Genomic DNA, 21,114 nt, shown 5'->3' on the forward strand with positions numbered 1-21,114 from the left:
CCCGTCATCCAGCGCTGTCCTCACTGGCGTGAATCAACGCACTCACCCGTCGGCCCAGGTCAGTCAAGCTGAAAGGTTTGGCCAGTACGTGGGTCGTGGTGTCGACCGAAACCAGATTTTTCCCCTCGGCAAATCCGGTGATGAACAACACTTTCAGCGAGGGATATCTGGCCTTCATTTCATTCGCCAGGCTGATGCCATTCATGGTTCCCGGCAGGCCGATATCTGTCAGCAATAAATCGATATGCTCGGTCTTATCGGCCTGCTTGAGGGCAGAGACGCTGTCCAGCGCATCGATGACGTGATAGCCGGTTTCAGTCAGGAATTCCGAGACCAACTGGCGAATCGCCGCTTCGTCATCCACCACCAGAATGGTTTCGTTGGCGCCGGGCTGCAAGGGTGCGGTGTCATCCAGATGCGCGCTTTTCACCCTGATGGGGGACTGGCTGACAACCGGAAAATACATTGTCACGGTCGTACCCACGCCGACGCTGCTCTGAATCTTCACCTGCCCTCCGGATTGCTGGGCAAACCCGTAGATCATCGACAGGCCCAGGCCGGATCCTTCGCCAATGCGCTTGGTGGTGAAGAACGGATCGAACACCCGAGACAGGATGTCGGCGCTGATCCCCGTGCCCGAGTCGGTGACCGAGATCGCCACATATGGGCCCGGCGGCATCATTTTTTCGCTGGAAGATGTCGCGTCGATAACGCAGCGTTGCACGTCAAGTTTCAAGGTTCCGCCACCGGGCATCGCATCCCGGGCGTTGATGGCCAGATTGAGCAGGGCGTTCTCCAGTCCATTGGGGTCGCATTTGATCGGATCATGCCCCCTGAAAGCGCATTCGACATGAATGCTCGGGCCCACGGAGCGTCGGATCATTTCTTCCAGGCCGGCCACCACTTTGCGCGGTTCGAGAACTTCCGGTTCTAGCGATTGCTGCCTGGAAAATGCCAGCAGGCGCTGGGTCAGTGCGGCTGCGCGTGTCGCTGAGGTCAGGGCGACGGAGTTGTAGCGAGACAGTTCGTCGTAGCGTTGACGGTCGATGTGCCGTTGCATCAGCTCAAGGCTGCCACTGATGCCAGCCAGCAGGTTGTTGAAGTCGTGGGCAATACCCCCCGTCAGTTGGCCTACCGCTTCCATCTTCTGACTTTGCCGCAGTTTCGACTCGGCCAGCGCACGCTCCTGTTGTTCGGCTTCAAGCTGCTGGGTACGGGTTGCAATCCGGTCTTCGAGCAGGTCGTTCCAGTCCCTGAGCGCCGCCTCCAGTTGCACCCGCTCGTTGATGTCTTCGACGGTGCCATACCAGCGCTCGCATCGTCCCTCGGGATCCAGGCTACAAAACGCGCGGATTCTGAACCATCGATATTCCCCCGTGGATTTTCGCAACTGGATCTGTGCGTCGAAGGGTTGCAAACTCGCCAGCGACTGATTCCACAACCGGGCAAATGATATGCGGTCATCGGGGTGCGTTGCGTTCAACCACTGGCGCCCCAGTGTCTGTTCCGGCGACCGTGCGGTGTATTCATACCAGCGTTGATCCAGCGATGTCACCGCGCCATGGCTGTCGGCCGTCCAGGGCCAGAGTGGATTAAGCTGCGCGGCGATTCGATAGTGTCTTTCGCTTTCACGCAATTTTTCTTCAGTCAGGCGCATGGCCTGCATGGTTTTGGCGCGTTTCAACGCCGCACCCAGCAGGTTGCTGTAGACGCGCAGAAAGTCGATGTCGCTCTCGCTAAACTGCCGGGGGCTGCGGCTGTCGACTTCGAAGATGCCGAAGGGCCGCGTCTCGGTGGCGCCGTATACCAGCACATTGACGAACGCCTGGACGCCGTTGCGCGTTTGGAAGTCGTGATAGTGAAAGCGTGTTTCTGTCGCAATGTCCGTGGAAATGACGGCGCCGCCGGAGTCCAGGGAATACCGTTCCGGGGTGCCTTCCAATGCCTGAACCCGGACTTCGCCAACGACCCCCGGCAACCAGCCCACACCGTTGCGCACCAGGAAAGTGACACCGTCGTCTTCCAGCGACATGAACTTCGCCAAATGGGTTTCCAGTGCTTCGCCGACCAGACGACACGCCTCGTCGAGGATGTGTTCAAAATCGTCTGAAACCAGGGCTAGCTCGCCGAACTCGGCAAGTACCTTGCGTTGACGTAATAAAGTGTCTTCGATTGTCATGTGGATCACCCTTGGTACGTCTTGAATATCCGAGGGTTGCAGGACGGCTAGGTTCACATGAATTGATAAGCGTGCCGACCACAAGCCGTTTGACGTGAGAGGCGTAGAACGCAAAAGCCCTTCCTGAGAAGGGCTCTGCAAAGTGAGCGCAGAATCTGGGCGCCCCTGGACAAAGGTGGGAGCGAGCCTGCTCGCGATGGCGCTAGGTCGCCTGGCCTCGTGAATTTTCCGACGCTATCGCGAGCAGGCTCGCTCCCACACAGGTCATGCAGTGCATGTCATTGTTTTATTCCTGAAGAAACGTCAGCAGATCCTGGTTCAGCCGGTCCTTGTGCGTATCGGTCAGGCCATGGGGCGCGCCGGGGTAGACGATCAGACGTGCACCCTTGATCAGCGCCGCCGAGGCCCGACCGGAAGCATCAATGGGAACAATCTGATCATCGTCTCCATGAACGACCAGCGTCGGCACATCGAACTTCTTCAGGTCGTCGCGAAAATCGGTCGCCGAGAAGGCCGCGATCGATTCATAGGTGTTCTTGCTGCCCGCCTGCATGCCCTGCACCCAGAACGACTGGATCAGCCCTTGGGATGGCTTGGCACCCTCGCGGTTGAAACCGAAGAATGGACCGGAGGCGATGTCCAGGTAAAGCTGTGAGCGGTTCTCCAGGGACGCCTTGCGCAGCCCGTCGAACACCTCGATGGGCAGACCGCCGGGGTTGGTTTGGGTCTTGAGCATCAGCGGTGGGACGGCGGAAACCAGCACGGCCTTCTTCACCCGGCTTGTACCATGGCGACCGATGTAGCGAGCCACTTCGCCGCCCCCCGTCGAGAAACCCACCAGGGTGACATCCTTCAAGTCCAACGCTTCAATCACCGCCGCCAGATCGTCGGCGTAGTGATCCATATCGTTGCCTTCCCACGGCTGGCTGGAGCGGCCATGACCGCGACGGTCGTGGGCAACGACGCGATAACCCTTCGAGGCGAGGAACATCATCTGCGCTTCCCAGCTGTCGGCGTTCAGCGGCCAGCCGTGACTGAAGGTGACTACCTGGCCATCCCGTGGACCCCAATCCTTGTAGTACAGCTGCACGCCATCCCGAGTGGTGATATAGCTGGCGGACTGGATCATGCTGCCGACGGCGGACATGCTCGCAGCGGTCTGGGCGGGGGAGGCAGCTTCTGCGCTGAGGGTTGCCAGTGCCAGCGTCGCGATGGCCATGGTGCGGTTGAGTGTGTTCATCGTCTCTCTCCATAGGGGTCGGTTTGACCTGTCGCGACCGCCGTCGATCGCGTTGGTGGGCAGATTAGAGAGAGAGGCTGCTACCGAGAACCGCTGCGCTATCGATAGCTGCTATACGCATAACCGATGGTTGCGGCGCGCTTGGATGGACCCCCTACGCTGGAGCACTCAAGCGGGCTCCAGTTCCGCGCTGAGATAGACCTGGCGGCGCAGCCATTGATGGCCGGCATCCTTGTTATTGCGCGGGTGCCAGGCCAGCACCAGGCGCAGCGCCGTCAGCTCGAGGGGTGGTTCGAACAGGTCCAACCGGTCGCGGTACTGGCAGAGGAAGCGCGAGGGCAGTGTGCACAGGGTATCGGTGGACGCAACGAGCAGCGGCGCCAGTGCGTAATTCTGAATGGAGAAGGCGACGTTGCGAACCTGGTTGATCTCCACCAGTGCCTCGTCGACCACCCCGGCAAAACGCCCGCCTTCCGAGGACACGAGCACATGATCAAGGGCGCAAAACGTCTCGAGATCAAGTGGTCCCGTGCCGCGAGGATGGCCCTTGCGCTGGGCGGTCAGGAAGCCATCCTCCCAAAGAGGTCGCTGCATGAGGTCGTCGCGAAGCGCGCCTGGCACGGTGATCAGAAGATCGATCTGGCCTTGCTCAAGACGCTCGAACACGTCGCGTGGGGGATGGATGAACGCCAGCTTTGCATGCTTTGCCTCATGCTTCAGACGGGCGCAGAGATCCGGCGCCAGAACGGCCGCCGGCGTTTCGAACAAGGCGATGACGAAGGTGCGGGTCGTGGTGGCCGGATCGAAGCGTTCCGGTTGACTGACCAGGCGTTTGAGCCCTTCGAGCACTTGCAGCAACTCTTGCTCCAGTGCCTGCGCCCGGGGTGTGGGGACCACGCCACGACCGTTCGCCGCCGGGACGAACAACGGATCCGCCAGGATATCCCGCAGACGCGCCAGCCGTGCCGACAGAGCCGGTTGGCTGATGCCCAACTGGGCAGCGGCACGCGTGACATTGCGTTCTTGCAGCAGCGCCTTGAGTGCCAGCAGCAACGCTCCGTCGAAATCTGTGTAGTTCATCTTCATCTCCCGATCAGCGCCATCAGACAGGCTGCTGTGCGGGCATGAAATCAAACAAGGTGCCGGTCTGTATAGCGTTGCGCAGGTGGGAGCGAGCCTGCTCGCGAAATCGGTGTATCAGTCAGCACAGATGTTGAATGTGCCGCCGCCATCGCGAGCAGGCTCGCTCCCACCCTTGATCGCCGCCAGCCGCAGAAGATTCATTCACCGCAACTCCCCTGTGGGAGCGGGCTTGCTCGCGAAAGCGGTGTGTCAGTCAGCCCAGATGTTGAATGTGCCGCCGCCATCGCGAGCAGGCTCGCTCCCACCCTTGATCGCCGCCAGCCGCAGAAGATTCATTCACCGCAACTCCCCTGTGGGAGCGGGCTTGCTCGCGAAAGCGGAGTGTCAGTCAGCGCCGATGGGGAATGTGCCACCGCCTTCGCGAGCAAGCTCGCTCCCACCCTTGATCACCGACAGCCGCAGAATCTTCATTCACCGCAAATCCCCTGTGGGAGCGGGCTTGCTCGCGAAAGCGGAGTGTCCGTCAGCGCCGATGGGGAATGGGCCGCCGCCATCGCGAGCAGGCTCGCTCCCACCCTTGATCGCCGCCCGCCGCAGAATCTTCATTCACCGCAGATCCCCTGTGGGAGCGTGCCTGCTCGCGAAAGCGGTGTGTCCGTCAGCGAAGATGGGGAATGTGCCGCCGCCATCGCGAGCACGCTCGCTCCCACTCTTGATCGCCGCCAGCCGCCGAATCTTCATTCACCGCAAATCCCCGGTGGGAGCGGGCTTGCTCGCGAAAGCGGAGTGTCCGTCCGCGCCGATGGGGAATGGGCCGCCGCCTTCGCGAGCAAGCTCGCTCCCACTCTTGATCGCCGCCAGCCGCAGAATCTACATTCACCGCAGATCCCCTGTGGGAGCGAGCCTGCTCGCGAAAGCGGTGTGTCAGTCAGCAAAGATGTTGAATGTGCCGCCGCCATCGCGAGCAAGCTCGCTCCCACTCTTGATCGGCGCCAGCCGCAGAGTCTTCATTCGTCGCAAATCCCCTGTGGGAGCGAGCCTGCTCGCGAAAGCGGAGTGTCAGTCAGCGCCGATGGGGAATGTGCCGCCGTCTTCGCGAGCCGGCTCGCTCCCACCCTTGATCACCGCCAGCCGCAGAATCTTCAGTCACCGCAGATCCCCTGTGGGAGCGGGCCTGCTCGCGCAATCGGTGTATCAGTCAGCAAAGATGTTGAATGTGCCGCCGCCATCGCGAGCAAGCTCGCTCCCCCTCTTGATCGGCGCCAGCCGCAGAGTCGTCATTCGTCGCAAATCCCCTGTGGGAGCGAGCCTGCTCGCGAAAGCGGAGTGTCAGTCAGCGCCGATGGGGAATGTGCCGCCGTCTTCGCGAGCAGGCTCGCTCCCACCCTTGATCACCGCCAGCCGCAGAATCTTCAGTCACCGCAGATCCCCTGTGGGAGCGGGCCGGCTCGCGAAAGCGGTGTATCAGTCAGCACAGATGTTGAATGTGCCGCCGCCATCGCGAGCACGCTCGCTCCCACCCTTGATCGCCGCCAGCCGCAGATTCTTCATTCGTCGCATATCCCCTGTGGGAGCGAGCCTTCTCGCGAAAGCGGAGTGTCAGTCAGCGCCGATGGGGACTGTGCCGCCGTCTTCGCGAGCAGGCTCGCTCCCACCCTTGATCACCGCCAGCCGCAGAATCTTCATTCACTGCAGATCCCCTGTGGGAGCGGGCCTGCTCGCGAAATCGGTGTATCAGTCAGCAAAGATGTTGAATGTGCCGCCGCCATCGCGAGCAAGCTCGCTCCCACCCTTGATCGCCGCCAGCCGCAGAATCTTCATTCACCGCAAATCCCCTGTGGGAGCGAGCTTGCTCGCGAAAGCGGTGTATCAGTCAGCAAAGATGTTGAATGTGCCGCCGCCATCGCGAGCAGGCTCGCTCCCACAAGATCAAGCGTTTCAGTCGCGATTGCGATACTGGGCCGGCACCCACTCATACTTTCCGGCTTCGCGTCGAATATGGCCGATACCGGGGAAGGGCAAATGCGCGACCGCAGACAGGCGCATTTCATCGGCTGAGGTTTCGAACTGACGCAGCCGCTGGGCTCGTGCGTTGTCCTGATTGACGTCAAAACTGATGGTCACCTCGGGCCGGGCGAACTGGATCAGGCCGACGTGCAGGATATCCCCCCAGAAATCGAGGCTTTGGCCCTGACTCTCGACCCTGTAGAAGCTATGGCCCGGCGTGTGGCCCGGTGTCGGGATGGCGGTGATGCCGGGGAGGAGGGTGGTCTTTGCGGTGAACGTCTTGACCTTGCCCGCCTCAAGGTAGGGGCCAATCGTCTTGCGCGCTTCTTCCAGGTGCTTGGGTTGGAGTCCGCTGCTCAGGTTGGCCGGATCCAGGAAGAAATCCACATCGGCCTGACCCACGTGAATGGTCGCGTTGGGGAATAGCATCTGCCCATCCCGCGTCAGCCCGCCGGAATGATCGGTGTGAATGTGGGTGATCAGAATGTCGCTGATCTGCTCCGGCCGATAGCCAGCGGCGGCCAGGCTCTGGGGCAGTTTGCCGGCTACATTGCCGAACAGTTCGCCGGCGCCTGTATCCACCAGTACCAGATGAGAACCGGTGTCGATCACGTAGGCGTTGATCGAGGTTTCCACCGGGTTACGGACGAAGCCTTTTTGCAAAAGCGCGTCTATTTGCCCGGTGCTGATGCCCCGCAGCAGCGGGTGAAGATTAAGCGGTAGCGTACCGTCGCTCAGTGCGCTGACCTGTACCTCACCCACTTGGAATCGATAGACGCCCGGCAGCTGGGATTTGTGTGATCGCGAGGCTTCTATTGGCGTTGCGGTGGAAGTCAGGGGGTAGATCGCAGCCGTGAGAAAAAGGGCAGCTAGCAATGTTGTGCGATGGAAAATGGATTGGGTGTGCATGGCAGGAATCCTGGGCAGCGCGAACCTCATTGATCGCTGGAGCAAAGATAAGTCGACGGCGGTGCGGGGGGAACGCCTGCCTCGGTTATACGACGCATCGTTGTGGCTAATGGCTGGGCGCAGTGACGCGCTTGGGTGAGCCCGTGGCGAGGGGATTTATCTCCGCTGAAGGGGGCGCACCAACTGTTTGGTGCGTGTTTAAGGCTATGCTTATCAGGTCCCCCATAAACACCAGGCTGCCCATCAGGAGAACCCGTGAAACAATCGACACCTGTCGCAGCGCTGCTCTGTCTGCTGCTCGGTACTGGCGTTGCCAGGGCCGAGCCGTATCAGGTGGTCACCGAAGAATGGGCCCCGTACAACTATCAGGAGAACAACCAGCTCACCGGCATGACCACTGAAATCGTGCGAGCCATCATGGCACTGACCGGGGATGACTTCGAGGTGCTGTTGCAGCCCAGCATGCGCGCCACCCAGGTACTGAGGACCCGAAGCAAGACCATCATGTTCTCGCTGTTTCGCACGGCGGAGCGCGAGCCGTTGTACAAGTGGGTCGGGCCGATCGTGGAAGAGTCCATTCATGCCTATCAGTTGGCCAGTACGCCGCCGGTGAATTCCCTGGAACAACTGCTGCACGCCCCGCAGATCACCACGCGACATGCCGGCCTGGTGCCGCAGATGCTGCAGTCGCTGGGCTTCAACAACCTGGACAAAAGTGCTACCGAGAGCAAGCTGCTCTACCGCATGCTGCTCGCCGGGCGGACCAAGATCATCGTAGGTGACACCGATGCCGGGGTGGCTTACTACAGCCGCCAGTTGAATATCGCACCGGGCACACTGCGCAAAATCCCCATCGAACTCTATCGGTCATCGCTGTACATCGCCTTCAGCCTTGACTCTGACGATGAGGTGGTGGCCGCGTGGGCCAAGGCTTTGGAGCAGTTGCGGCGTTCTGGCGAGGTGGAGCGGATTCAGCGGCGGTATGAGCGGCCCGTCGGGCAATAAACGAAGCTCGCTCGTCACATCCTCACTTTACACTCTGCACGCGCATGTTGATGGACATGAAGTCCTTTTTGTCCGTGCTGGCGTGATAGAAGAAACCATAGTCAACCAAATAGTAATAATGCTCCAGCGGCACGGGGGTTGTGCTTGGGCGCTGTTGACGATGGCAGCTCAACGCCTTGGCGTTGCCGCTCAAGCCTGGGTTCAAACGTTTGGCGGGGCCTTCACTGTCGACGGTGCAGTCGACGGTTTTCGGCTCATCGCCCATGGTTCCAAGCCGATCGCTAGTGATGCTGCCCCGTTGGGTATAACTCAACTGACTGCCCACAGGCATGTGCTGCCAATCACCCCGAAAGCTCAGGCTGTTGACGACTACGGTGTTTTCCGAGCGGGTGGCCTGCTCTCGGCCTGAAAGCCTGATCAGGCCGCGCCAGTTGATCTGGCGGCCATTGAGGTATTCGCTTTTGTGAACAATGTTGAGCTGCTGGGTCGCGGGGTCGGTCGACAGGAAGTACTCAGTGCGTTCTGGCCAGCTTTTTTCAGCATTACTGCCGGTGCCTGCCAGCTCTATATAGGTCAGCGTCTTGGCCGGCGGCGGCATGTGCAGTTGCTCGATACTCTTCAACACACCTGGGTTGATGTCGGGCAGCGCGTCAGCCGCCACCGGTGCCTTGGTGCGCGACTTGAGCGCCGGCAGACCGGCAATGCTTGTCGTCGCGCTGCACACGAGTTCAAACACCTTCAACTGATCCTCGTCGGCCGCCGCAATAACCTTGGCCTCGGGAAACATCTCGACTTTTCCGTCAGTTACTTCGTTATTGGAATTGAGGTAATAACGGGCCAACAGCTTGGCATTTCGTGCTGCACAGTCCATCGTGTACTGCTCACGGATCTGTGTGAAAGGTGCGTTGCTAATCGGGTTGAGACGTGTCTTCGGCTCGTCGTACGCCATCCAGAACTGCACCTGTTTGCCATTTTTTTGCAAACTGCTGTTATCGAGCAACAACCACCGTTCACCTTCGCCCTTCGCCACTTGGCGCCAGTCCGGGATGGGTAGCCTTTTACACGCCTGCGTGAAATCCCGGTTGTTCATCAGCGAGCTGTGATAGCGCGCGGGCAACGCAGTCGCCGGGGCATACTGGGCGGTATTGCTGGAGTAGGAGCGCCGGAGCATGAACGAATAAACCAGGGTGACCTGCGGTTTCGAGCAGGCCGCCGAAAACTGAACAGTTTGCCAGAACGGCAAATTCGGTTCGCGGGGTGCAAACACCTGGAAGTTGATGACGTCGCCCTCGCGCATCAGGCTGTTGGGCGTCAACGGTTGAGCGAGCAGGGCGGCTTGTTTATCGGCCGGCGTCTGGTGGCTGGCGCAAGCGGTTAGCAGCAGGGAGGCGAGGAAAAGGGTTGAGCGTTGCACAGAGGTCTCCGGTAAGTCCATTGAGGGAGGCGTTATTGCTTGGAGGGCAGGAGGTAGGATATAGCTTGTACTCATGCGTGTCGCCGAGGGTTGTGTTTCTTGGATCGAGCCCTCGTTGTGCCGGGCGAACAACCTTTCCTCCACCCAAACCCCTCAAAGCAACCTTTAAATGCCAGAATCTCTTTACCAGATGGTTTTGGAGATCACCATGCTTCACGCATTTGAACAACGGCTCGACCCTTTTCCGCCCGACGAGGCACCTCCGCCACCTGAAGGTCTGGCGCGGTTCCTGTGGGCCTGCACGCGGGGCGCTCGCGGTTACATTCTCGCGCTCGCGCTGCTCAGTGCCGCTGTGTCGATTTACGAAGCCTGGCTGTTTTCTTTTCTCGGGCAGGTCGTGGACATGCTGTCGATCTGGCAGGCAGGCGGCGATGCGGCCCGACAGGAAAGTCGCGTGCTGTGGGGCATCGGTGTGGTGCTGGTGACGAGCATTGGGCTGGTAGCGATGCGCACGATGGTGCAGCACCAGATATTGGCGATCAATCTGCCGTTGCGGTTGCGCTGGGATTTTCACCGGCTGATGCTGCGGCAAAGCCTTTCGTTCTTCTCCGATGAGTTCTCCGGCCGGGTCACCACCAAGGTGATGCAGACGGCGCTGTCGGTGCGCGAGGTGTTATTCACCATTATCGAGATCGCTCCGGGGATCGGGGTGTACTTCATCGCGATCATCGCGCTGGCCGGCGGCTTTGACTTGAAGCTGATGCTGCCGTTCATTGTCTGGGTGGCGTTGTTCGGTCTTGCCATGCGCTACTTCGTGCCCCGCCTTGAGAAAGTAGGGCAGGAGCAGGCCCATGCGCGGTCATCAATGACCGGGCGTATCTCAGACGCCTACACCAACATCACCACGGTAAAGCTGTTCTCCCACTCCAAACGTGAAGCCCACTTCGCGCGCGCTGCCATGGAGGATTTCAAGCAGACCGGCTTTCGCCAGATGCGCCTGGTCAGCCAGTTCGAGATCGTCAATCAGGCATTGGTGGTCGGGTTGATCATGGGGGCAGGCGGTTATGCCCTATGGCTATGGCACCAAGGTCAAGTGGGCGCGGGTGCGGTCGCGGCGATTATTGCCATGGCGTTGCGCATAAATGGCATGTCGCACTGGATCATGTGGCAAATGACCTCGCTGTTCGAGAGCATCGGCACCGTGCAGGATGGCATGGCGACCCTGGCCTGCGGCCCCAAGGTGCAGGATGCCCCGGACGCCAGCGAGCTGGTCACCACGGGCGGCGCGGTGACTTTCGACAATGTGAGCTTCAATTACAACGGCGAACGCCAGGTGCTCGATGGCCTGAGCCTGAGCATTCGCCCGGGCGGAAAGATCGGGTTGGTGGGCCGCTCCGGTGCCGGTAAATCCACGCTGATCAACCTGCTGCTGCGCTTTTACGACGTGGACAAGGGTGAGATTCGCATCGACGGGCAGAACATCGCGCACGTCACCCAGGACAGTCTGCGCAGTGCCATCGGCATGGTGACTCAGGATACTTCGCTGCTGCACCGCTCCATTCGCGACAACATCGCCTATGGACGCCCCGATGCCACCGACGAGCAAATCCGCAGCGCCGCGGCCAGTGCCCAAGCCGATGGGTTCATCAGCCAACTGAGCGACAAGCAAGGCCACAGCGGCTACGACACCCTGGTGGGCGAGCGGGGTATCAAGCTTTCGGGCGGCCAGCGTCAACGCGTCGCCATTGCCCGGGTAATGCTCAAAAATGCCCCGATCCTGCTGCTTGACGAGGCCACCAGCGCCCTGGATTCAGAGGTCGAAGTCGCCATCCAGGAAAGCCTCGATGAAATGATGCAGGGCAAGACCGTGATCGCCATCGCCCATCGATTGTCCACGATTGCGGCGATGGACAGGCTGATCGTCATGGATGATGGACGCATCATCGAACAAGGCACCCACACCGAATTGCTCGGGAAAAACGGCACCTATGCGCGGTTGTGGCATCACCAGAGTGGCGGATTTCTGGGGGAGGATCAGGGCGTGGCTGAGGCGGTGGAGTAGGTATGAGGGGGAAATAGTCTGGAACGATCATTTTGTGGACTGGCTACTGAGATATCTAGTCGAGGCATCGATCCACCCAACATTCCAGGGAAGCCAATGCTCAGTTCGCTCATATCAAATGGTCAACCACAAACGCCTGCCCCATCTGAACTGACGGTCCCCTGGTGGAGTTTTACGAAAACTGTCCTGGCTGGGACGGCTCTATCGTTGGTGCGTGATGGGCTGATTGGATTGGACGACCCCCTTGCTGATCAGCCTTTCACGCTACGCCAGCTGCTACGGCATGAGGCAGGACTCGCCGATTATGGCGAACTTGCGGAGTATCACGCCGCCGTTACGAACAGTGAATCAGCCTGGTCGGCCGATGAAATGATGCAACGCCTTGACGGCACTCGACTTCGATACACCCCTGGAACCGCTTGGCGCTACTCGAATGTGGGCTACTTGCTCATCGGCCGGCTCATTGAACGGCTGACAGATCTGACGCTCGATGAAGCAGTGAGTCAACGCGTGCTAACTCCCCTGGGCCTGTCGAACGTTCGCTTCGCTAAAACGCGAGCAGACCTACAAGCGACCCCTCTTGGAAGCGCCTCAAAATATGACCCCGCCTGGGTCTATCATGGCTTGCTGATCGGCCCGATTTCGCAAGCAGCGCTATTGCTGGACCGACTCCTTTCTGCCGATCTTTTCTCCAAGGGCCTGCTCCAGGAAATGCAGGCAGTACGAGCATTGGGCGGCCCGATTCCCGGACGCCCATGGATCACGCCTGGCTATGGCCTGGGTGTGATGCAGGGTGCGATTGACGGCGGATTTTCCCTCTGCGGACACACAGGCTGCGGGCCTGGCAGTGTCATTGCCGTTTACCGCATCTGCGATGGCGATGCATCGGTTTGTTGCGCCGCTTTTGAGAGGGGGGCTGGTGAAGGTGCGGTCGAAACCTTTGTGGTTGGACAGATGCTGCAAGTCCTGCGGCAGGGGGCTGAAGACGGCTAAATGTTCTTGGCTTCGGTCTCGTGATTGGCCTAACGCCTGCCTGCGGCGTCAAGCCATTACTGCTCAAGCATCAAACCACGCCAAAAGATGATCGGCTTTTCTACCCGCGCGGGTTCCGGTGGCAACTGCTCTTCTATGGACTTGTCGTGCGCTGGCGGCTCCTCTGGTTCAGGCGCCGCAGTCGGGTACTTGGCGGTATACACATCATCTACTGACATCTTTTGTCGTGCGCTTATTTGATTGTTATGGTGACTTTGCCTTTTGATCTGCCCTGCTCGACGTAGCGCAAGGCCTCTGCGGTCGATGCAAAAGGGAAGGAGCGATCGATGACCGGTTTGATGACCCCAGCCTCGATAAGCGAGGTGATTTTCTGCAGTTGTATCCCGTTGGCACGCATGAACAAAAATGCATAGCTCACCCCATGTCTGCGGGCTTTTCTGCGAATACCGCTGCTCAGCAGGCGCATGACTTGCCCCAGCACCCAGGACAGGCCTTGTTCTTGAGCAAATTGCGCGGTCGGCGGCCCTGAAAGGGAAATGAGCTGTCCGCCAGGTTTGAGCACCTTGATCGATTTCTCCAGTACATCGGCGCCGAGGCTGTTCAACACCACGTCGAAATCGCGCAACTCCTTTGCAAAATCCTGCTGTTTGTAATCGATGACCACATCCGCCCCGAGTGCTTTCACCCATTGAACATTCGCCGTACTGGTGGTGGTCGCAACGAAGGCGCCGAGGTGTTTGGCGAGCTGGATAGCAAGCGTGCCGACGCCACCGGATCCAGCATGAATCAACACTTTCTGGCCTTTTTTCAGTTGGGCGGTCTCAACCAGCACCTGCCAGGCCGTCAAACCCGCCAAGGGGATGGCAGCCGCTTCGGCCATGTCGAGATTGGAGGGTTTCAGCGCGAGCGCGTTTTCGTTCACGGCGATCAGTTCAGCAAACGTCCCGATCCGGGCCTCTGGAGGACGTGCATAGACTTCGTCGCCTGGCTTGAATCGCTTCACCGCCGAACCCGTGCTAACAACCACTCCGGCCAGGTCATTGCCCAATACCAATGGAAATGTATAGGGCAGGATCAGTTTGAATTCCCCCGTTCTGATCTTCGAGTCCAACGGGTTCACGCTGGTTGCATGCACCTGAACCAGAACGTCATGCACACCGACCACAGGGTCGGGCACTTCGCCAATCATTCCGTTCTGCTTGCCGTAGCGGTCGATAAAAAATGCCTTCATGTTGCAGCTGCTCTTGTCGGGGGAATGAGAGTGGGGCGAGGCCGACCTGTCGGCATGGGTCAGTCTTGAGTCAAATAGCGCTGCGCCACGGCGGACTGCCTGATCTGCGACAAAAGACCCTGACGCGCGGTTTGCAGGGCATCCCAGCGCTCGCCTTCATGCAGCGGAGGAATGGTCACCGGTTCGCGACGGTCGAAGCCCACCAGTGCGGCGTCGACCAGATCACCCACTTCCATGATTTCGCTCAAAGTGTTGATGTCGACCCCGGCGCGATCCCAAATTTCCGTGCGGGTGGCGGCGGGCAGTACGGCTTGCACATAGACACCCTGAGGCGACAGTTCCAGGCTCAGGCCTTGGGACAGGAACAGCACGAACGCCTTGGTCGCACCATAGACCGTCATGCCGAACTCAGGCGCCAGACCCACCACCGAGCCGATGTTGATGATCGCGCCTTCACCTGCTTTGGCCAAGCGTGGCGCGATGGCGCTGGCGAGCCGCACCAGTGCGGTGGTGTTGAGGGCCACCAGTTGTGCAACGCTGTCGGTGCTTTGCTCGATGAAGGTGCCGGACTGTGCGGCGCCGGCATTGTTGACGAGGATGCCGATGCGCGCATCATCCCGCAGGCGCGCTTCGACGCTGTGCAGGTCACTGAGTTGAGTCAGGTCGGCCTGCAGCACTTCAACGGCGACGTTGTGCTCGCCACGCAACTTCGCGGCGAGCGTTTCCAGGCGCGAGTGATCGCGGGCGACCAACACCAGATCATGTCCGCGTTGGGCGAAACGCTCAGCGTAAACCGCGCCAATGCCGGTGGAAGCGCCAGTGATGAGAACGGTAGGGCGAGTAGTCATGATGTCAGCTCTTTGTGAGAAACATGGATTGGGATTGATGCACGAGAAAAAGTCAGGCTCGATCAGCCAGTGCTTGGGCCAAGGGTATAGGCGGTAAACAGATTCAGGTCGCTCATGGGAGGTTGTTCCGTGTCCGTTGGTAGCTGGTCAGATCGTTGGAAATTATGATGATGATCGAAATCTAAACTGTCAACGGTTTTGATTATGATCAACATCAATGTATGATCAGTCGATGAATTTCCAGCGGTAACGAGGTATCGAAACATGCGCGTGACCAAAGCCCAGGCCCAGGCAAATCGGGAGCACATCGTCGAAACAGCCTCAGTCGTATTTCGCGAGCGCGGTTTTGACGGGGTCGGCGTGGCCGACCTGATGGCCGCCGCCGGCTTCACCCATGGTGGTTTCTACAAACATTTCGGTTCGAAGGCTGACCTGATGGCCGAAGCCTCGGCGAAGAGTCTTGAGCAGTCACTGATCGGCGTCGACGCATTGAGCGTGAAGGACTTCATTGATGTGTATGTGTCACGGGACCATCGCGACGGGCGCGCCACGGGTTGCACCATGGCAGCGTTGTGCGGTGACGCGGCACGTCAGTCGGACGATTTGAAGGCGGCATTCGCTGAAGGCATCGAGCGCATGTTGCAAACACTCGGCGAAAAATACCCGACCGGGCCGGATGCGGCGCCGGGTGAGGCGAGGGGGAAAATGATCGACCTGCTGGCGCACGCGGTCGGCGCGATCATGCTATCGCGCGCCTGTCCTGACGACTCGGCGCTGGCCGATGAAATTCTGGCGGTGTGTCATGCGCAAATGATTGCATCTTTACCTAGGCGAGCGTAGACCGAAGCCAAAATCCAAAGGCTCGAACCGCTCACTCGTGGCCATACGAACATTACGCAGCCCCACGGTTTCCAAGTGTGAAGCGTACAACTGCTCCGAAAAATAACTGATCAAAATCGAACGACGGTGCGAACCCACCGAGTTCAGGCTGCCCGCATGCACCAAGTCCACATCGAACACCAGGATGTCACCGGCGCAACCTGAAAGCTGTACGGAGCGTGATTCGTTGGTGAAATCGAATGGCGGCGCTCCCGGCTCGGGCCGATGGCTGCCAGGCACGATACGCGTCGCACCGTTCTCAGGGCCATAGTCGTCAAAAAAAGCCAGGGCCATGGCAATGTCGCCTGGCCGTTGGGCCGACAAGTCGCGGTGCAGCGGTTGATGGCCGCCACCGGCAAGAGGCTCGCGCCCCTCCACCTGCGACAGAAAGAATCGCTCCTCGATCAACTCCCCCGCGACCGCCAGCACCTGGGGCAGACGACACACAGCCTGAACCTTCGCATCATCGTCCAACAGCGAATGACGCCAGTCCATGCCACGCGGCACGGGCCATTGGTCCGACGGCCTAACACCAGCATCGAACGCGGCACGCAGGTCTTCCAGCCATTCGGTTGGGATCGCTTGACGGAGCAGAGCGTAACCATCTCGATGGAGTTGATCGCGGTTAGTCATGGTTTTCTCGACTTCCTTGTGCGCACGTTTGCAAGGCTAGTATTCAAAGCAAAGTTGGACCACCCGACACTGCAAAATCGAAAGTGACCAGAGACAAACCCGGAAGGTTTGCAGTTATCATCTGATCACCATCCAAGAAAAGGACTTCACCGATGAAGCGTCTGTTCGTCTGCACCCTCCTTGCACTGGCCGTCGTCGGCTACGCCAAAGCCAACCAGAGCACCTTCGAAGAAACCAACCAGTGCTCGGAAGATATCGATTGCCAAGGGGATTTCATTTGCAAAAACGGCCTATGCGATCTTCCTGAACCCCAACAAAACCTCGTTGCAAAACCCACCGTCACGACTCAAATCGCGCCCCCAGCGCCCCCAGCGCCCCCCGGTGTTGCCTATGAAACCTTGCCCGTCACCGCCGAGCGTGCCGGGCCTTTCACGACCCAGACCCAAGGGACGGGGACCGCGCTGAATTATCAAACGCGCGCTGGGGTGGTGAATGTCATGGAGGCAATTGTCGAGGAGGCTGAGTACACCGGGTATGTGGCGATTGAAAAGGCTTATACGTTTGGGCCGAGCCGGTATGTGGTGGTTGTTTCCACGGGGGAGGGTGGGAATGCTTGCCCGGCGTCTACTTATGTTTTTAGTTTTGATGCCAAGGTCGAGCGTGTTGATGGGAAGCGGGAGGTGGCTGGGTGTTCTGAGTTGGTTGAGGTTGTGGTGGAGGGGAATAGGTTGACGGTTAAGAAGGAGGGGGATGGGACTGTTGTTTTTAATGGGGTTGTGGAGTAGATCGGTCGGTGGGGTGGGCCTTTGTCTGTTTTCGGCCAAAAGCTGTCACTCCGATGAAGCTAGTTTTTGAAGAGGTTCAAACGTATCTGCTGCCTCAGCAGTGGCCATAGGCCATAACAAATATTGTGCTACACCGTTTTGCGCGCGATGATAACTTCACTGGGAGGTAAAGGTCGTATTTTCTCAGTTTAGATTATGCGCGTATGCTCGATCACCCACCGGTCCAGCGGTTGAGCAGAGAGTTCGGCTCTTAAGCTCTTTAAATGGATTTTAATAAATTGACCCAGTTGAAGAAAAAAATAATGAAAAATGACTCCGCAGTTAAAAGCATCCAAGAATCAATAGCAAAGGGTGAACTAATTGTTGTCGTAGGCACAGGCGTTAGCATTTCATTAACAAACAATGAATACAAACAGCTTTCATGGACAGGGCTTATTGAGAGCGGGTTTGCATTTGGTGGAGTAAGGGAAAAATCACCGAGGCTCAAATTGAGTCTTGGAGTGACCAACTTCACTCGAGCGATATTGATGATGTCTTAAGCGCGGCGGAGTTTGTGGGTCGGAAGCTAGGCGCTCCCACAGGTGAGCTTTATGCTCGATGGTTGAATGAATCTTTTAAAGGCGTAGCTCCAAAAAATAACGATATGTTGCAAGCTGTAGCATCCATATCGAATATGGGCATTCCAATATGCACTCTAAATTATGACTCTTTATTAGAAGTTGTGACAGGTCTTCCGCCAATAGTTATTTCTGATATACGAAAAACGACGGAGTGGATGAGGGGAGAAGAGCAAGGTATTTTGCATTTACATGGTCATTGGCAACATCCAGAGTCTTGTGTGTTAGGAATTAGAGACTACGAAAGAACATTGAGTAGCGAAACTAGAGATATTTTTCAGAGGCACTTGGGTGCCTTCAAGCGGTTATTGTTTATCGGATGCGGGGATACATTTTCCGACCCGAATTTCAGTGCTTTGATAGATTGGCTAAAAGTACAGTTCGGAGCATCTACTCTTCAGCACTATGCACTGGTTAATAATCAGCAATTTTTAGGTAGACATGCAGATCCGAATTGGCACGGTTTTGTTGATCCTTTGAGTTACGGCGGTGCGCATTCAGAGCTACCATTATTTCTGTCTGGCTTATTTCACAAATCAACAAACCCAGCTCCCAGTTCGAAGGCAAAAATAAAGAAAACAGACAAGCCCGAAAAGCATCGAAAACTTCTTGATAGCTATAAAGAGTTTCTGATAAGGGATTGTGGTCAAATGACCATTGAAGGCGTAAGCGCAGATATGGAGACGGCTCAACGTCGATTTGACCTTGAAAAATTATTTGTGCCACTTGAATTACTCCCTTGTCCTCCAGATATTTCTTTGGATGACCCCTCGCGCCAAAGCAAACTTATTAATTGGAAGAGGAAAAATAAAGAGCCCCAGTCGTTTGGTGATATTTTTAACAAAACTAAAGGAGTGGCCCTTTTAGCTCTTCCTGGTGGAGGGAAAAGCTTGCTGCTGAAGAGGCTTGCTGTTGCATATGCAAGTCCAGACAGAAGATTGAAGAGCGATGATAATTTACCTGATGTAGGGTTGGTTCCCGTATTAATTAAGTGTCGGGAATGGCGGGATTATATCAAGCTCCCTATTGCAACCTTGCTAAAAAGTCTTTCGGATATTACAGGCCAGCCAGATCTCGATGGATTGCACTCTGCGCTAATTCCATTATTTAAGCAGGGGAAGGTTTTGCTTTTGATTGATGGGTTAGATGAGATTCATGATGATGGCGATCGAACTATATTCGTTGAAAACTTACGATCTTTTTTGGATCAGTTTCCAGAAACAAAGTTGGTCGTAACAAGTCGCGAGGCTGGATTCAGTTTGGTCGCTCCATATCTGGCCACTTATTGTGAACAGTGGCGAGTGGCGCCTCTCAGTTCCGACGCAATAATGTTATTGTGCAGTCATTGGCATAAGCTGATGGTTGGCAATTCACCAGAAGCGCTGGAGGAAGCAAGTTCGCTAGGCAAAATACTCACGACAAACATGGGGTTGAGAAGACTCGCTGAAAACCCACTTTTACTGACAATGCTCTTGGTGGTTAAGCATGGGGCTGGAAGGCTTCCACCTGATAGGGTCCGTCTTTATAGTCGTGCCGTGGAAGTGCTTCTCGATACGTGGAATATTAAGGGGCATGACGCCCTGGACACTAAAGAGGCAATCCCCCAGCTCTCGTATATAGCATTTGAGCTTATGCGGGCGGGACAACAAACCGCAACCGAGCAAGAGCTTCTTCAGCTGCTTGAGAAAGCACGCGAAAATGTTCCCCAAATCAAGCGCTATGCGAAAGACACTCCTTACCAGTTTTTGAAAAGAGTAGAACTACGTTCAAGCTTATTGCTGGAAGCTGGCCGACAGGTTGAAAATGGGCGGGCGGTACCGTTTTATCAGTTCAGGCATCTAACCTTTCAAGAGTATCTGACAGCTCTGGCAATTGTAGATGGTAATTACGACGGCTATGACTCTAAATCGCCCTTGATAAAACCTTTAACTAGTCGGCTGATTTCTGACGAATGGAAAGAAGTTATACCAATGACAGCTGTACTGGCAGGTAAGCGAGCTGATTCAATTATCAAAGCATTGGTGCATAAAGCTAATCTTCTGAAGCGCAGAATGGATGCGGGAAAGGGGTTTGCCGGGAAACAGGAGTGGCTAAGCCATCCAAATGTGCTGCCAGGAGCAGCCGCTAGATTGGTACAGAGCCTTATTGAGGAAGCCGAAGCAGGGCCTGAGACTCTAACTGAAGCATTAAGTTTAATTACCTATTTTGCCCGAGGGTGCAAATCAAGATTAGATTGGAGAGCGTTATGCCGTGGTCCATACGCTAGTGAACTTTTGCATCAAGCTTGGTTGCTTTACAAAAACCTAGACACTCCAAAAGATGCTTGGGTTAGGAATAGCTATGCTTGTTTTGCTGCGTATAGGCGACCGACCAGTTACTGGCTTAGTGCAGATGGGCAGGACGAAATACATAATTTGTTGAACGACTCCGACAGTGAAAAGGTTTGCTTGGGCCTTATGACAGCAGTTGGAGTTTTATGGTATGGCTCAGTTCGTAAGGTTGAAAATAATGGAGTGATAGGGTCGCGAATTTTGCACAAGCTCGAATCGCTGTTATTTAGCGATAACCCTGCTATCGCACATGTTGCCCTGTGGACGTGGAGCCTCAATCTCCACCATGCTGATACAGTGGATAGTGTAAGTGAACATTTTCTGAATTTTTTCTTGGTCAACTACTTCGAGCAGAATTTTGAAGAAAAATCTAATTTGTTTTCATTTGCTTTGCATAGTTGTATCGGCATTCAACGTGATACTTGGAAGCCGACGTTATCTACTCAACAAATAGCACGCATACAAGCTGTTGTTTTAGGTGACGTCGGCGACCCTATCAATCATAACCGAAGCGCTGCACTGTTTATTGCTTTTCATGCGGGTAATGTTTGGGGGGACGCTGAACTCGTCGTTAAAATCTCTGAATATCGTGAAGTCGCTATTAATCGTGGGGGGACAAGGGGCTGTGTGCGGATAGATAAAATGCTCACTCAGATTAAGCCATTTGGAGTGCAGTATTTGAGGCATCTCAAGGAACAGGAAGCACAAGAAGAATTTCCCGAAGTTGATTTTATCGACGAAGAGGAATTCGAAGATTTATCCGAGAGTCCGGTAGCTTCATCTTAGAGTACTCATCTATCGCTAGCGCAGAGCACGGTAGTTTCTGCGCTAGTTTTATTTGAGCTAATGTCCGCTTTTGGCCGATTCTGTTGAAAAAGTAGCTCCCCCTGTTTGACCTG

The 21,114-nt window shown here is 56.7% G+C and carries 15 protein-coding genes; 7 read left to right on the forward strand and 8 right to left on the reverse strand.

Features of this window, described 5'->3' with window-relative positions:
• Positions 1-4: 4 nt before the first annotated feature.
• The 4 genes from MKS85_RS13960 to MKS85_RS13975 form a co-directional block, all read right to left on the reverse strand.
• Positions 5-2,179: an ATP-binding protein gene (locus tag MKS85_RS13960; RefSeq protein ID WP_281459355.1), complete on the reverse strand. Its 2,175-nt coding sequence runs from the start codon at positions 2,177-2,179 to the stop codon at positions 5-7.
• A gap of 286 nt (positions 2,180-2,465) precedes the next feature.
• A complete protein-coding gene (locus MKS85_RS13965; protein WP_076385384.1) occupies positions 2,466-3,419 on the reverse strand; it encodes an alpha/beta fold hydrolase in 954 nt (317 codons plus the stop codon).
• 168 nt (positions 3,420-3,587) lie between these two features.
• The gene (locus MKS85_RS13970; protein WP_083714446.1) at positions 3,588-4,499 is read right to left on the reverse strand and encodes a LysR family transcriptional regulator; all 912 of its coding nucleotides are present in this window, start codon (positions 4,497-4,499) and stop codon (positions 3,588-3,590) included.
• 1,941 nt (positions 4,500-6,440) lie between these two features.
• Positions 6,441-7,271 (reverse strand): MBL fold metallo-hydrolase, encoded by an 831-nt coding sequence (locus MKS85_RS13975; protein WP_310662966.1) that lies wholly within the window; start codon positions 7,269-7,271, stop codon positions 6,441-6,443.
• A gap of 402 nt (positions 7,272-7,673) precedes the next feature.
• Between MKS85_RS13975 and MKS85_RS13980 the strand changes: the two genes are divergently transcribed.
• Positions 7,674-8,423, forward strand: a complete 750-nt coding sequence (locus MKS85_RS13980; RefSeq protein WP_107322769.1) for an ABC transporter substrate-binding protein — start codon at positions 7,674-7,676, stop codon at positions 8,421-8,423.
• Positions 8,424-8,445: 22 nt separating this feature from the next.
• Here MKS85_RS13980 and MKS85_RS13985 read toward each other — a convergent pair whose 3' ends face one another.
• Positions 8,446-9,912: a surface-adhesin E family protein gene (locus MKS85_RS13985; protein WP_310662967.1), complete on the reverse strand. Its 1,467-nt coding sequence runs from the start codon at positions 9,910-9,912 to the stop codon at positions 8,446-8,448.
• A 133-nt stretch (positions 9,913-10,045) separates the two neighbouring features.
• Between MKS85_RS13985 and MKS85_RS13990 the strand changes: the two genes are divergently transcribed.
• Both MKS85_RS13990 and MKS85_RS13995 read left to right on the forward strand, forming a co-directional pair.
• Positions 10,046-11,899: an ABC transporter ATP-binding protein gene (locus tag MKS85_RS13990; RefSeq protein ID WP_310662968.1), complete on the forward strand. Its 1,854-nt coding sequence runs from the start codon at positions 10,046-10,048 to the stop codon at positions 11,897-11,899.
• A 96-nt stretch (positions 11,900-11,995) separates the two neighbouring features.
• Positions 11,996-12,892: a serine hydrolase gene (locus tag MKS85_RS13995; protein ID WP_281459350.1), complete on the forward strand. Its 897-nt coding sequence runs from the start codon at positions 11,996-11,998 to the stop codon at positions 12,890-12,892.
• Positions 12,893-13,124: 232 nt separating this feature from the next.
• On the opposite strand, the gene MKS85_RS14000 is transcribed toward MKS85_RS13995, so the two are convergent.
• Positions 13,125-14,123 carry an NADP-dependent oxidoreductase gene (locus tag MKS85_RS14000; RefSeq protein WP_310662969.1) on the reverse strand — a complete coding sequence of 333 codons (999 nt, stop codon included), beginning with the start codon at positions 14,121-14,123 and terminating at the stop codon, positions 13,125-13,127.
• Between the two features lie 59 nt (positions 14,124-14,182).
• Positions 14,183-14,971 carry an SDR family oxidoreductase gene (locus MKS85_RS14005; protein WP_274091209.1) on the reverse strand — a complete coding sequence of 263 codons (789 nt, stop codon included), beginning with the start codon at positions 14,969-14,971 and terminating at the stop codon, positions 14,183-14,185.
• Between the two features lie 264 nt (positions 14,972-15,235).
• Between MKS85_RS14005 and MKS85_RS14010 the strand changes: the two genes are divergently transcribed.
• Positions 15,236-15,811 carry a TetR/AcrR family transcriptional regulator gene (locus MKS85_RS14010; protein ID WP_107322767.1) on the forward strand — a complete coding sequence of 192 codons (576 nt, stop codon included), beginning with the start codon at positions 15,236-15,238 and terminating at the stop codon, positions 15,809-15,811.
• Here MKS85_RS14010 and MKS85_RS14015 read toward each other — a convergent pair.
• Positions 15,794-16,483 carry a phytanoyl-CoA dioxygenase family protein gene (locus tag MKS85_RS14015; protein ID WP_139050615.1) on the reverse strand — a complete coding sequence of 230 codons (690 nt, stop codon included), beginning with the start codon at positions 16,481-16,483 and terminating at the stop codon, positions 15,794-15,796. The genes MKS85_RS14010 and MKS85_RS14015 overlap by 18 nt on opposite strands.
• 152 nt (positions 16,484-16,635) lie before the next feature.
• On the opposite strand from MKS85_RS14015, the gene MKS85_RS14020 reads away from it, so the two are divergent.
• From MKS85_RS14020 to MKS85_RS14030, 3 genes are all read left to right on the forward strand, one after another.
• Entirely contained in the window at positions 16,636-17,268 is a 633-nt protein-coding gene (locus MKS85_RS14020; RefSeq protein ID WP_139050614.1) for a hypothetical protein, read from the forward strand.
• 278 nt (positions 17,269-17,546) lie between these two features.
• Positions 17,547-17,807 (forward strand): hypothetical protein, encoded by a 261-nt coding sequence (locus MKS85_RS14025; RefSeq protein WP_310662970.1) that lies wholly within the window; start codon positions 17,547-17,549, stop codon positions 17,805-17,807.
• 62 nt (positions 17,808-17,869) lie between these two features.
• Entirely contained in the window at positions 17,870-21,001 is a 3,132-nt protein-coding gene (locus MKS85_RS14030; RefSeq protein WP_310662971.1) for an SIR2 family protein, read from the forward strand.
• Positions 21,002-21,114: the final 113 nt, after the last annotated feature.

It is taken from the genome of Pseudomonas sp. JL2, assembly GCF_031570495.1.
GTDB lineage: Bacteria > Pseudomonadota > Gammaproteobacteria > Pseudomonadales > Pseudomonadaceae > Aquipseudomonas > Aquipseudomonas rhizophila.

Excerpts from the sequence above, each read along its gene's own strand:
- MKS85_RS14010 (WP_107322767.1), top strand. The coding sequence starts at position 15,236 with ATGCGCGTGACCAAAGCCCAGGCCCAGGCAAATCGGGAGCACATCGTC.
- MKS85_RS14020 (WP_139050614.1), top strand. The coding sequence starts at position 16,636 with ATGAAGCGTCTGTTCGTCTGCACCCTCCTTGCACTGGCCGTCGTCGGC.
- MKS85_RS13985 (WP_310662967.1), bottom strand. The coding sequence starts at position 9,912 with ATGAGTACAAGCTATATCCTACCTCCTGCCCTCCAAGCAATAACGCCT.
- MKS85_RS13970 (WP_083714446.1), bottom strand. The coding sequence starts at position 4,499 with ATGAACTACACAGATTTCGACGGAGCGTTGCTGCTGGCACTCAAGGCG.
- MKS85_RS13990 (WP_310662968.1), top strand. The coding sequence starts at position 10,046 with ATGCTTCACGCATTTGAACAACGGCTCGACCCTTTTCCGCCCGACGAG.
- MKS85_RS13995 (WP_281459350.1), top strand. The coding sequence starts at position 11,996 with ATGCTCAGTTCGCTCATATCAAATGGTCAACCACAAACGCCTGCCCCA.
- MKS85_RS13965 (WP_076385384.1), bottom strand. The coding sequence starts at position 3,419 with ATGAACACACTCAACCGCACCATGGCCATCGCGACGCTGGCACTGGCA.
- MKS85_RS14015 (WP_139050615.1), bottom strand. The coding sequence starts at position 16,483 with ATGACTAACCGCGATCAACTCCATCGAGATGGTTACGCTCTGCTCCGT.
- MKS85_RS14000 (WP_310662969.1), bottom strand. The coding sequence starts at position 14,123 with ATGAAGGCATTTTTTATCGACCGCTACGGCAAGCAGAACGGAATGATT.
- MKS85_RS13960 (WP_281459355.1), bottom strand. The coding sequence starts at position 2,179 with ATGACAATCGAAGACACTTTATTACGTCAACGCAAGGTACTTGCCGAG.
- MKS85_RS14005 (WP_274091209.1), bottom strand. The coding sequence starts at position 14,971 with ATGACTACTCGCCCTACCGTTCTCATCACTGGCGCTTCCACCGGCATT.